The organism is Veillonella sp. 6_1_27, assembly GCF_000163735.1.
GTDB lineage: Bacteria > Bacillota > Negativicutes > Veillonellales > Veillonellaceae > Veillonella > Veillonella parvula_A.
Map to the genome: position 1 here is coordinate 96,003 of NZ_GG770216.1, position 13,383 is coordinate 109,385.

The following is a 13,383-nucleotide window of genomic DNA, read 5'->3' on the forward strand; positions in this document are numbered from 1 at the left end:
TTGTATGTTTACTATCGTAGATGCTCTATAGATATTCTGCGGTAGATCTATTTCTACTGGTTTTTTGATTGTTTGTTAGTTTTAGTAGTAGTAATAGTAGGGGTCTGTTTATATGTGCAAAAGTGATTTGAAGCCACTAACAGTGTGAATTATAAGTTGTGTATAACTATGTTGATAGTTTGTAACTACTTATCCACATATTAACATCAAAGTACGAGTTTTAGGATATCCACAAAGTTATTCACCATATATCCACAGAGTTATCCACAGGTTGTTAATTTCTGTTTAATTTCTGCAACCATTCGTTTAGTTTCTTCGTTTTTTTCAATTTCCTTCGTTATTTTATCGTACGCATGGAGAATTGTCGTATGGTCACGAGAAAAAGCTGCTGCGATTTGAGGATAGCTTTCATTGATCATATCGCGGCATAGATACATGGCGATTTGCCGTGGAAATGCGAATTGGGCTTTTCGTTTCTTGCCGAGTAGGTCTTGCTTTTTAATATTGAAATAAGAACTTACAAAATTCTGGATGCTTTCAATATTAACCATATTCACCTCTTCGGTATGAACGAGGCCCGCCAAGGCGTGTTTTGTGTATTCTAGGTCGATAGATTCGAGACGTTGATCGATGGATGCTGTACCGATGAGCTTGGTGAAAGCACCTTGCAATACGCGGACGTTTTCGCTAAATTGCAATGCTACGTAGTTAATTGAATCATTATCGATGCGAATAATGCGATTCTTTTTATATTCTCGTTCGAGCAGTGATCTGAAGATGGCAATGCGCGTTTCTAAATCTGGATTTTCCATTGTGGCAATGTAACCAGCTTGGAAACGAGAGCGAAGACGATCTTCGAACTGTTCCATATCGTTTGGCATCGTATCAGAGGTAAGTACGATTTGCTTGTTGTTATTTAATAATTCATTGAACGTATTAAACAGCTCAGTTTTCGTACTTTCACGGCTTTCAAGGAACTGAATATCGTCAATCATGAGCACATCGATATTGCGGAACGTGTTGCGGAATAATTTACCTTGATTGCGCTGCAATGTTTCGACGAAAATATTCATAAAGTTTTCGCTCGTAATGGACATGACCTTCATATGTGGATGATTTTCTTTGATAGCATTGCCGATGGCGTGCATCAAGTGTGTTTTGCCGAGGCCAGATGGACCGTATATAAAGAGCGGATTATAGTCTCCACCAGGAAATTCAGCTACATTTTGTGCAGCCCCAAATGGTATACGGTTGGCATTACCCGTTACGTAGTTATCAAAACGGTACGCCGGATTGAGATTAGATAACGATAAATCTACAGGTACATTATCAGACTGTAATGTTGGCATTGTTTCTGTAGATTTCTTTGGTGTCGCTACCATTGGTTCGTCTGGAATCTCCACAGGCGCTGGTGCGCGGTCGATATAGACAGGATCTTGATAGACTGGAGTGTAAAATTCCTCTTGATGAGCCTTTTCCTCTACTATAGGTGGTAAAGGCATCGGCGGTGCTACAACTGGCGTATCGATGAGACTTTCATCAACAAAGGTAGTATCTACACTCTCTTGATTGAAATCGAATAACACCATATCTCGATGGGAACCGATGACCGTGGTAATCGCATCTTGTAAAGCCTTGCTAATCTGCGGCTGCTGGTCGATTAAGTTTTTTACAAATGTTTGCATGACCCCAATATGGATCGAATGACTTTCTAGAGACATGGGAATCAACGATGACGTGACGCGCAAATACAATGCGTCAGGTAAATGCTGCATATTCTTTTTCGCCTCTTGCAATATATGCTCCCATATATTATTTAAATCAAATGATTGCATGACGTGCCTCTTGTGAATAACTATTGCAATAAATGTGTATAACTTTAGGAATAATGTGCATAACCATTGTAAAAGCTGTGGAAAAAACTATTATTCCTGTGAATAACTTGTGTATAACCTGTGAATAAGTAAAAATAAAAGTCTATTTTATATAGATAATTACTGACTTTTTAGTTTTTATAAACTAAAAGAGAAAAAATGTGGATAACTTCGAAAGTTATCCATCAAAAACCTATAAAAATATATAATTTTTCCTAATTTCAAGTATGATTGTACCAAAAAATCACTAGTTTGTCATTTATTCTGTGGATAACTTTTGGTTATCTGAAGGAAATATGTTAATAATTCAATAATTATCTTATCATTTGTTCATCAATTACTTTTGGGGGAGGAATGAAAACTACTTTTATCGCTCCATTCTAACGCAAGTCGCTCAAAAAGTAGTTTTCATTCCCCTCCTCCAATAAGATAATTTTTATGATTATTATACACATAGATGGAAAAGTAATTGATGAACATAACAGCATTAACCTTCAGATAATCAAAAATAAATGATAGATAAAAATGACAAACTAGTGATTTTTCTAAAAGGGAGTGTTAGGAGCAGGAATAGATGTGGATTTTTGACCGAAACGATCAGTATGGAGGGAGAAAACTACATCTATTCATCCCCCCCTTCAACTGGAGATAAAAACATAAATTTGCCAAAGTATGAAAAAATTTGAATTGTGAGTTCTTGTATGTTGATAAATTGATGTTACGTTTACATCGTGTAGTGGTGTTGAAGGTGACATTAGGGTTGCCTTAGGGAGGGAATATAGGGTCCTTTTGAGCGACTTTACGATGAGTATGGAGCGATGAAGGAGCCCTATATTCCTCCCCTGGAAACGTAACATCAATTACAGGATAAAATGTGTAGTAGAATTATTTTCAGAAATACAAGAACTCACAGCAGAACCCCTTTATTATATTGACAAATTTACGTTTTACCTCTATAATTACCCTGTTATGGTATAAGTAAAACAATACAGAATGACGAGGAGGTGTTTTACTAATGAAACGTACTTACCAACCAAATACTCTTTGGAGAAAACGTACCCATGGTTTCCGTGAACGCATGAAAACTATTGGTGGCCGTCTCGTTTTGAAAAGAAGACGTGCAAAAGGCAGAAAACGCTTATCTGCATAATATAATAGCTGTTAGGCAGGAGAAAAAACTTGGCGCTGCTGCCAAGTTTTTCTATTCTTAGGACTTAAGGACAATGCATATGGATTATTGCCTTGATAAAGCAAGACGACTGACGCACAATAATGAATATCGCCTTGTGTATAAGCACGGAAAATACGAAGTAGGCCGTATGTGTGTACTGTATCGTATGCCCGTGGCAAAGCAACCTACGCGCATTGGTTTTGTAACAGGCAAAAAGGTTGGTTGTGCAGTGGAGCGCAACCGAGCTAGACGCCTGATGAAAGAGGTATATCGCCTCAATCAGCACTCCATTCGCGAAGGGTATCATATCGTAATTGTTGGACGTGGCCCTCTGAAAAACGCTACCTATGAAAAAGCGGAAAAGGAGATTTTGTATCTCTTGCGAAAAAGCAAATTATTGATACAAAATGATAAATAGGACCACAAGTTAGAGGCTTTGGTCCTTTTTGTGTATATGGAGGTTTCCATGAAACGCTGTATAACCATGCTTTTACGACTTTTAATTAGGTTTTATCAGCTCGCCATATCTCCCTTAAAACCTGGATGTTGCCGTTATTATCCGACATGTTCCACATATACTCTGCAGGCCATCGAAAAATATGGTCCTTTGAAAGGTAGCTGGATGGGTTTAAAACGCATTCTTCGCTGTCATCCTTTCCATAAGGGTGGCTACGATCCAGTTCCCTAACCCACGTGGGATTAGGCTGGATGCGTTCTGTGAAAGTAACTTTCACCATCAAGCACAGTTTTGGAAATACCTGAGCATCTGTATGGATGAAATTTAGACCATACCATAACGATATATAGATGCGCAAAGGACGATTTCGGACTGTATGAAAAAGGAGAAACAATGGACTTTTTAAGTGGTATTTTCCAACCTATCGTTGATTTAATGAGCACATTGGTAACCTATGCGTTCCAATTGACTCAAATGATAGGTTATCCAAGCTACGGTGTGGCTATTATCCTTTTAACAATCGTTATTAAAGCGATTTTGGCACCACTTACTGTTAAGCAAATCAAATCCATGAAGGCTATGCAAGAATTGCAGCCTCGCATGAAACAATTGCAAGATAAATACAAAAACGATCCTGCAAAACTGCAAGCGGAAATGGGTGCATTGTACAAAGAAATGGGCGTTAACCCATTGGCTGGTTGCTTGCCATTGTTGGTACAAATGCCATTCTTGATCGCGATTTACTGGGCTTTGAAAGATTACCCATACGATCCAAACTTTGTACAATTCTTGTGGTTGCCTAGCCTTGGCGATCCAGATCCAATGTATATCTTACCTATTTTGAGTGCATTATCCACATGGGTTATGTCTCGTCAAACTAGTAATGGTGCGACTGGTGCAGCTGCGCAACAACAAAAGATTATGACAATCTTTATGCCTTTATTCATTGGTTACATTTCTTTGAGCTTCCCATCTGGTCTCGTTATCTACTGGGTAGTTTCTAACGTATTCCAATTGATTCAACAGCATTTCATTTACAAAAATTTGAACGCTAAGTAGGAGGCAATTATGGAATTTATCGATGTATCTGCTAAAACCATTGAAGATGCCATTGCTAAAGGTGTAGCTCAATTAGCCGCTGAAGGTCAAGAATTGGTAGAAACTAAAGTCTTAGAACAACCTTCTAGTGGATTTTTAGGCATTGGTCGTAAACCAGCAGTTGTTCGCTTATTCTTCACCACTTTGGCTCAATCTGCTACTGCAAAAGAAGTAGCTAATGCAGAAGAACAATCTGTAGCTATTGCTTCCGAACCAGTGGCAACAAGCGAAATAGAAGTACAAGATACAGCAGTTGAAACTTCTGAAAGTACTGTAACGGAAAAACCTTCTAAAAAGGAACTTTCAAAAGAAGATCAACAAGAAATTGCTGAAAAAGGTAAACAATTCCTCGATGATATGTTTACACAAATGGGCCTCACTGTGGTTATCGAAAAGATGATGACCAAAGACAAGATTACATTCCAAGTACACGGCGAAGATTTAGGTATTTTGATCGGCAAACATGGTCAAACATTGGATGCTATTCAATACTTAACAAATCTCGTGGCTCACAAGGATGTATCTGGCCACTGCCATATCGTTGTAGATGTGGAAAACTATCGTTCTCGCCGAGAAGAAACATTGGTAAATCTCGCGAAACGTTTGGCTTCTAAGGTGAAACGTAACCGTCAAAAGGTTTCCTTAGAACCGATGAATGCTTTTGAACGTAAAATCATTCATACTGCCCTTCAAGGGGATAAAAACGTTGTTACCAACAGTGAAGGGGATGAACCATTCCGTCATGTTGTGATTTCGTACAAAAAATAAAATATAGTGGTGCAGCTTTCAAGTAGCTAGGATTTTCCGTTACTTGAGGGCTGTTCCCTTTATTCTTTAGGTTATGGTGAAAGCTAACCTAAGTTAATCTTCGCATGCAAAGATTAGTTTAGTTTAACTTTCACAGGCGAAGAACATATACAAAAACAAATAATAGATAATCGAAATACGGAGATATGTATGTATATAGATGATACAATAGCGGCCATTGCGACACCGCCCGGCATTGGTGGGGTTGGTATTATTCGAGTCAGCGGCAAGGATAGTTTTCCTATTGTAAATAGCCTGTTCAAGAGCGTTGGCACCGTTCCTTTGATGGACCGCCAAAATAGAACGATTCAATATGGGACCATTGTGGATCCGATGACGAACAAGACCATCGACGAGGTTCTTGTACTATTAATGAAAGGACCTCATTCCTATACGGCGGAAGATGTGGTGGAAATCCAGTGTCACGGTGGCATTGTGCCAGTTCGACAAATTCTAAAATTGCTCGTTAATCATGATGTACGCATGGCTGAGGCCGGTGAATTTACGAAGCGCGCCTTTATGAACGGACGTATCGACCTCACCCAAGCGGAGGCGATCATTGATATTATTGAAGCAAAAACGGAGGACTCCCTCTCTCTCGCTGTATCTCAGCTCGATGGGACCGTTTCGTCTTTTGTGAAAGATGTGCGAGAACAGCTCATCGCTATGATTGCTCATTTAGAGGTAACCATCGACTATCCTGAGGAGGATATCGAGGACGTAACGAGCCAAGAGGTTCGTGATCAATTACAGCCTATTTTGAAAGCTATGGATGATCTTTTGTCCACAGCGAATACAGGTCGCCTCATTCGGGACGGTATTACGACGGTTATTGTAGGCCGTCCAAATGCAGGTAAATCGAGCCTCATGAACGCTCTTTTGCGCGAAAACCGCGCTATCGTAACGGATATTCCTGGTACAACACGGGACAGCATTGAAGAATATATGACCGTAGAAGGCATTTCTCTGCGCCTCATCGATACGGCAGGTATTCGGGACACACAAGATACGGTAGAAGCCCTTGGTGTGGAGCGTGCTCGCGATTATATCAACAAAGCAGACATCGTGCTCTGCGTTATTGATGGATCTACTCCGTTAAACCCTGAAGAAATCGAAATTTTGACCTCTGTGAGCGGTTTGAACACCATCGTACTTCTCAATAAGTCCGACGTGGCACAAGTCGTTACAGATGAAAATATTAAAGAACACGGCACCTTTACGGCCATTGAACGCATTAGCGCCAAAGAAGGCGAAGGCTCTGCAGTTCTTTCTAAATGGGTACAAGAACTCGTCTATGGCGGTCGCGTAAAACAAGACAACAGCGCCATGATTAGTAACGTGCGCCACATTAGCCTTATGGAACAAGCAAAGGCACAAGTCGAACAAGCCCTCTCCTCCATCGACATGGACATGCCAGTAGACTTTGTAGCTACCGACCTGCGCAGTGCCTGGGAACTACTAGGCGACATCACAGGTGATACCATCCGAGAAAGCATGATAGATGAATTGTTTAGTCGTTTTTGCCTTGGTAAATGATTTAAACTTTCACAATAAGATAAGTAACAAATATAAGGAATTTAATTGATATGTACACAGTAGATAATTATGATGTCATTGTCATCGGCGGTGGTCATGCTGGTTGTGAGGCGGCTCTCGCCACTGCCCGCATGGGTCATCGCACGTTGATGGCGACCATCAGTTTAGATAATATTGCGCTTATGCCGTGCAACCCTGCCGTGGGTGGTCCTGGTAAAAGCCATCTTGTTTACGAAGTTGACGCATTAGGCGGTCAAATGGGTATCAACGCGGATGCTACGGCTATTCAAATGCGTATGCTCAATATGGGTAAAGGACCTGCCGTTCATTCTTTGCGTTGTCAATCCGACAAGATTAAATACCAACATTTGATGAAACAAACATTGGAGAATACAGATAATCTCAATGTTAAGCAAATCATGGTGACAGAGCTTAAGGTTGAGGATGGCAAGGTCACAGGTATCGTTACGGAACTTGGCGAGTTCTACGGTGCTAAGGCTGTTATTCTTTGTACGGGTACCTATTTGAAAGGTAAAATCCTCATCGGTGATATCGATTATGTGGGCGGTCCAAATGGCCAACGTGTAGCAGAACATTTCTCTCAATCCTTGCTCGATAATGGTGTTGAATTGATGCGCTTTAAGACGGGTACACCAGCACGTGTAGATAAACGTACTTTAAACCTCGAAAATATGGTAGTTCAAGAAGGCGATGCACATCATCACGCATTTTCCTTCATGGATGAATGGATTAACCGTAATGAAGATGTATGTTGGTTGACGTATACTAACAAAGAAACGCACGAAATCATTCATAGCAATATTCACCGCGCTCCTATGTATAGTGGCAAAATCGAAGGCGTAGGCCCTCGCTACTGCCCTTCCATCGAAGATAAAGTAGTGCGCTTTGCCGATAAAGAACGCCATCAATTATTCGTAGAACCAGAAGGTACGGGTACAAATGAAATGTATGTACAAGGTATGAGTACATCTCTTCCAATGGATGTACAATATGCGTTCTTGCGTACTATTCCAGGGCTTGAGAATGTTGAAATTATGCGTCCTGCCTATGCTATCGAATACGATTGCTTGAATCCAACGCAATTGACACCAGCACTTCAAGTGAAAAATATTGAAGGTCTCTACTCTGCGGGTCAAGCCAATGGTACATCTGGCTATGAAGAAGCGGCTGCTCAAGGCCTCATGGCTGGTATCAACGCAGCATTGTGGCTTGAAGGTAAAGAACCGTTTATCCTTGCTCGCTCTGAAGCGTATATCGGTGTTCTCATCGATGATCTTGTAACAAAAGGTACAAATGAACCGTATCGCATGATGACAAGCCGCAGTGAATACCGCTTATTACTTCGTCAAGATAATGCAGACATGCGTCTTACGGAAAAAGGCCGTGAAATCGGTCTTGTAAAAGATGATCGTTGGGCCAAATTTACAGCCAAGAAAGCTGCTATCGAAGAAGCAATGGACATGTTACGAAATACACCTGTCAACCCATCCAAGGAAACACAAGCTTTGCTTGAAAGTTTAGGTACAGCACCTATTAGAACAGGTATTCACGCTTATGATTTAGTAAAACGTAATGAACTTTCCTATACTATCGTAGCCGATGCATTTGGTTTGAAACGCTATACATCTGATGTAGAGGAAGCTGTCGACATTTCCATTACCTACGAAGGATACATCAAAAAACAAATGGAGCAAGTCGATAAGGTTCGTAAACTAGAAGAAAAAATTCTTCCAAAAGAATGGGACTATACACAAATCAAGGGTATTTCCCTTGAAGCTCAACAAAAGCTCAACAAAATTCGTCCTCACTCCATCGGCCAAGCAAGCCGTATCTCTGGCGTATCACCTGCGGACGTATCTGTTCTGTTGATCCAACTCGAACAATACAACAGAAGTAAATAAAAATAGCATGTAAAAACATGCATTTTATATGAACTTTTTAGAAGATATTTCTTACAGATTTTAAAAGATATTTCCTACAAATCTTATTGTCCTATACATATTAGACAATTCATTAGGAGTACTTATGAAAGAAAAATACGATGTGCCTATAGCACCTCAGTCTGAATTTGTTTCGTACATGATGGAGCAAATGAGCCGTTTTGGCTTGCCTTGTACGGAAGAGCAAGCCAAAGACCTTTACATGTATTATGCGCATATGATTGAAACAAATAAATATCTCAATTTAACGGGTATCATAGACATGAAAGAGGTCGTGGTTAAGCATATGATTGACTCCCTCTCCTGTTATGATTCTGAAATTATCAAATCTGGCATGACGATTATCGATGTTGGTACCGGTGCAGGTTTCCCTGGTATTCCATTGGCTATCTATGACCGTAGCCTCAAGGTTACCCTGTTTGATTCTTTGAAAAAGCGGCTTACCTTTTTGGAATCGGTTATAGATAAACTAAAACTGACGAACTGTACTACCTTACACGGACGTGCGGAGGATTTGAGTCACCAAGATTATCGTGAAAGCTTTGATATTGCTACGAGCCGTGCCGTGGCACGCTTGCCGATTCTTTTAGAATGGACTGTGCCATATGTAAAAGAAGGTGGATACATAGTTGCTTTAAAAGGCGCTATCTACGAAGAAGAAGTTAAAGAATCTAATAAAGCCCTTAGCACACTAAAAGCTACTATCGAAGAAGTAAGAACCGTTACGTTGCCAACCTTAGACGATAAACGTGCAATCTTATATATGAAGAAAACGGGAAAAACACCGAAACAATACCCACGAAAACCAAAAGAAATCAAAGATAAACCGTTAGTATAGCAGTTAATGATTTAGGCGTAGAAACTAATATATATTAATATAAATAAACCCTATGCTATATTGCTACATAAAGGAAAAGAGGATGCAAATCTTAGATCTGCATCCTCTTTTCCTTTTCTTAGTAACGAATTAGTTCGTATGCCCTCCCCCACTCTATATCTATTAAATGATATCGTTTACGACAAAATTATATATTTTGTTCACTATATGAGGCGGAGATAAAGATACATATAACACCTTTCCCTAAGAACGACTTAGTTCACTATGGAGGTCGTGGGAAAGGTGTTATATGTTAATCTCAGAATGACTTTATAGGTGATCAATAATATATAATGTTGTATCGATATCATTTAAAGGCATAATATGTACGCCTGCTGCCATTTTCTTGATTTGTTCAAGTGTTTCGATTGCAATTTCTGTACCCGCTTCTTTACCACCTTTTTCCATGCGGTCCAATATTTCTTGAGTAAGATTGATTCCAGGCACTTTTTCATGGAGGTATGTAGCCATTTTAAAGCTTTTAAGTGGAATCAAACCGAGCATGATAGGTACATCGAATTCAGACATCTTGTCAATGTAGCGTTTTGCCTGTTCTAAATCGTAAATTGGTTGTGTTTGTACAAAGTGAGCGCCATTTTGAATTTTAGCAGCTAATTTTTGGCGTTCAATCTCTAAATCTGGAGCACCAGGATTACCAGTGGCACCGATGTAGAAGTTCGTAGGTGCATCTAGGTCATTACCTGCCAGGTCTTTGCCTGCATTTAATGTCTTAGCGATGTTAAGTAGTCCCATACAGTCGACTTCAAATACGGATTGTGCAAATGGATGGTCCCCATTATCTGGTTTATCACCAGTGAGTGTTAAAATATTATGCACGCCCAATGCTGCTGCACCGAGTAATTCAGATTGCAATCCGATAATATTACGGTCGCGGCATGTAAGGTGGAAAATAGTTTCAATTTCTTTGTTATGTTGTAACAAATAAGAAAGAGAAATTGGGCTCATGCGCATTTTGGACATAGGGCTATCAGCGATGTTGATAGCATCCACCTTCCCTTTCAAACGGGCTGCTTGTTCGAAGGTCTTTTCTGCAGAACTGCTTTTAGGAGGATCCAATTCAACAGTAATGGTGAACTGCCCTTGTTGATGTTTTTCTCTTAATGTCATCATGTACCTCGTTACTATACATTATTTTTCTAGTGTTTCAAAGAAATCGTTAGCATGGTTAACAGCAGCGATACCGTCCTTAGCGTAGATATCTGCACCTGCTTGGTCTGCGTAGTCTTGAGATACTACGGCGCCACCAACCATGACCTTAGTTTTAAGGCCTGCTGCACGGATAGCAGCGATAGTATTGTCGATTTGTGGCATGGTAGTCGTCATCAAGGAACAGATGCCAACGAGGGCAGCTTTGTTATCTTTAATGGCTTGTACGATAACTTCTGGGTCAACGTCCTTACCAAGGTCGACGATTTTGTAACCATTGTTTTCGAGCAATGCTGCTACGATATTTTTACCTAAATCGTGAATGTCGCCTTTAACTGTAGCTACGACAACGGTGCCTTTATCTAAGCTTTCACTAGCAGGAATAATTTCTTTAATGGTGTTGAAAGCAGCCTGCATTGTTTCAGCAGCAAGCATTACTTGTGGTAAGAATAACTTACCAGAACCAAACTTATCCCCCACTACGTTCATCGCTTCAGATAAGCCTTTTTTCGTAAGATCTAATGGATCGATACCATCTGCTAAGGCTTTTTTTACAAGATCAATGATAGCTTCTTTTTCGCCTTGTTCTACACATGCGCGAATATTGGCTAAAGGATCATTACTATCGAAGGATTTTTTATCTGGCCCTTTAGGAGCAGTGTTACCAGGAGCGGTAGTTTCGTCTTCATAGCCGTATTCTTTAATAAATTCAGCAGAACCTGGGTCCCAGCCTAGTAAGGTAGTACTAGATACAAATGCTTTTTTGGCTGGATAATTGAGTGGATTCATAATCGGTGTTGTTAAGCCACATGCGAGGGCCATTGTTAAGAATTGGCCGTTCAAATATGGACGCTGAGGCATACCGAAGGAGATATTGGACAAGCCCATTACTGTTGGGAAGCCAAATTTTTCTTTATATAACTGTAGCGTACGCAATGTTTGGCGTGCACTATCTTCACCACTGGCAAGTGTTAATACTAATGGATCGAGTAATAAATCATGTGGGTGAAGACCATAACCGTAAGCGCGATTTACGATGCTTTCAGCTAAAGCAACGCGGTCCTCTGCTTTTTCAGGTAAGTCACCACTACAGATTGGCAAGCAAAGCAATGCTGCACCATACCGTTTAGCCAAAGGCATTACGTGAGTAATAGACTCCTCCTCCCCATTTACAGAGTTAATGAGGGCACGGCCTGGATAGTTTTTAAGAGCTATTTCCATAGCTGCTGGGTCTAATGTATCAATGGATAAAGGTGTTTCCACGAGCATGGATAACTCGAAAATGGCACGTTCCATTAAGGGCGATTGATCCATGCCAGCTACGCCCATGTTTACATCGAGGATATCTGCGCCAGCTTCTACTTGATCCAACGCATCACGTTTAACACGGATGAAAGAGCCATCGCGTAATTCTTGAGCAAGGACTTTACGGCCAGTTGGGTTAATACGTTCGCCAATGATAAGTGGTTTTGTATGATGGCCCAACTCTAAAAGTTTAGTACGGCTTGTAATAATTGTTTTAGGTGCAATGTGGGCACGTTCTTTTGGGGTGTGCGCTTTCACAGCATTGGAAATAGATTGAATATGAGCTGGTGTTGTACCACAGCAGCCACCAACATAACTAGCCCCTGCATCAACGATAGCAAGCATTAATGGACCCATTTCTTCTGCTGTGAGTGGGAATACAGTTTGTTTATTAATTAGTTGAGGCATACCAGCATTTGGCTGACAGCTTATTGGTAAATTTGTAACGCTTGCAATCTCTTCGATAAGTGGTGTGATTTGCTCAGGTCCAAGGGAACAGTTGATACCAATGATATCTGCACCCATAGCTTCTACGATAGTAGTTGCTACTGCTGGTGGTGTACCTGTAATAGTACGACCGTCTTCACTAAAAGAAAATTGACAGATGATTTGTACATCATCTTTTGTCTTCCCTGCTGCTTCACGAGCATCTAAAGAGGCTAATAAAGCGGCACGCATTTCTTGTACGTCGATGATAGTTTCAATGATAATAAAATCAACGCCACCTTCGATTAATGCTTCGGCTTGTTCACGATATGTATCATAGATAGAGTCAAAGCTCATATTGCCTAATGGTTGTAAAAAACGGCCTGTAGGACCCATAGAACCTGCTACACGAGCAGTTGGTTTATTCTCTGCAATGGCTTCTTTTGCTACCTTCACAGCTGCAATATTGATTTCTCTTACGCGATCCTGTAAATCATAATCTTCTAATTTAAGACCACAAGCACCGAATGTATTGGTAGTGATTACATCACTGCCATGAAGTAAATATTGTGCATGAATATCCTTTACTACTTCTGGTCTTTCAATATTAAATAGCTCTGGACAATAGCCCTCTTCTAAGCCTGCCGCTTGAAGCATTGTGCCCATAGCACCGTCAAATATATACATAAACATCTTCCTTTAAC

Annotated in this window: 11 protein-coding genes; 8 read left to right on the plus strand and 3 right to left on the minus strand. The window is 40.4% G+C overall.

Annotated elements, in window-relative coordinates:
* Positions 1–260: 260 nt before the first annotated feature.
* Positions 261–1,835: a chromosomal replication initiator protein DnaA gene (gene dnaA, locus HMPREF0874_RS04375; protein WP_039965169.1), complete on the minus strand. Its 1,575-nt coding sequence runs from the start codon at positions 1,833–1,835 to the stop codon at positions 261–263.
* 1,054 nt (positions 1,836–2,889) lie between these two features.
* Between dnaA and rpmH the strand changes: the two genes are divergently transcribed.
* The 8 genes from rpmH (at position 2,890) to rsmG (ending at position 9,742) form a co-directional block, all read left to right on the plus strand.
* Positions 2,890–3,024: a 50S ribosomal protein L34 gene (gene rpmH, locus HMPREF0874_RS04380; protein WP_004692946.1), complete on the plus strand. Its 135-nt coding sequence runs from the start codon at positions 2,890–2,892 to the stop codon at positions 3,022–3,024.
* Positions 3,025–3,103: 79 nt separating this feature from the next.
* Positions 3,104–3,463, plus strand: coding sequence for a ribonuclease P protein component (gene rnpA, locus HMPREF0874_RS04385; protein ID WP_008601880.1), 360 nt, complete (start codon positions 3,104–3,106; stop codon positions 3,461–3,463).
* 48 nt (positions 3,464–3,511) lie between these two features.
* Positions 3,512–3,733, plus strand: a complete 222-nt coding sequence (yidD, locus tag HMPREF0874_RS09915) for a membrane protein insertion efficiency factor YidD (protein ID WP_012865047.1) — start codon at positions 3,512–3,514, stop codon at positions 3,731–3,733.
* A gap of 162 nt (positions 3,734–3,895) precedes the next feature.
* Positions 3,896–4,561 carry a YidC/Oxa1 family membrane protein insertase gene (locus HMPREF0874_RS04390; protein ID WP_004692948.1) on the plus strand — a complete coding sequence of 222 codons (666 nt, stop codon included), beginning with the start codon at positions 3,896–3,898 and terminating at the stop codon, positions 4,559–4,561.
* A 9-nt stretch (positions 4,562–4,570) separates the two neighbouring features.
* Positions 4,571–5,368, plus strand: a complete 798-nt coding sequence (gene jag / locus HMPREF0874_RS04395; protein WP_008601884.1) for an RNA-binding cell elongation regulator Jag/EloR — start codon at positions 4,571–4,573, stop codon at positions 5,366–5,368.
* Between the two features lie 189 nt (positions 5,369–5,557).
* Positions 5,558–6,943: a tRNA uridine-5-carboxymethylaminomethyl(34) synthesis GTPase MnmE gene (gene mnmE, locus HMPREF0874_RS04400; protein ID WP_008601886.1), complete on the plus strand. Its 1,386-nt coding sequence runs from the start codon at positions 5,558–5,560 to the stop codon at positions 6,941–6,943.
* Between the two features lie 50 nt (positions 6,944–6,993).
* Positions 6,994–8,865: a tRNA uridine-5-carboxymethylaminomethyl(34) synthesis enzyme MnmG gene (mnmG, locus tag HMPREF0874_RS04405; protein WP_008601888.1), complete on the plus strand. Its 1,872-nt coding sequence runs from the start codon at positions 6,994–6,996 to the stop codon at positions 8,863–8,865.
* 124 nt (positions 8,866–8,989) lie between these two features.
* Complete coding sequence (gene rsmG / locus HMPREF0874_RS04410) at positions 8,990–9,742, plus strand: 16S rRNA (guanine(527)-N(7))-methyltransferase RsmG (RefSeq protein WP_039965171.1); 753 nt, start codon at positions 8,990–8,992, stop codon at positions 9,740–9,742.
* A 309-nt stretch (positions 9,743–10,051) separates the two neighbouring features.
* Here the strand turns inward: rsmG and HMPREF0874_RS04415 are convergent, their stop codons facing one another.
* Complete coding sequence (locus HMPREF0874_RS04415) at positions 10,052–10,909, minus strand: methylenetetrahydrofolate reductase (protein ID WP_083791380.1); 858 nt, start codon at positions 10,907–10,909, stop codon at positions 10,052–10,054.
* A 21-nt stretch (positions 10,910–10,930) separates the two neighbouring features.
* Positions 10,931–13,366 carry a homocysteine S-methyltransferase family protein gene (locus HMPREF0874_RS04420; protein WP_008601894.1) on the minus strand — a complete coding sequence of 812 codons (2,436 nt, stop codon included), beginning with the start codon at positions 13,364–13,366 and terminating at the stop codon, positions 10,931–10,933.
* Positions 13,367–13,383: the final 17 nt, after the last annotated feature.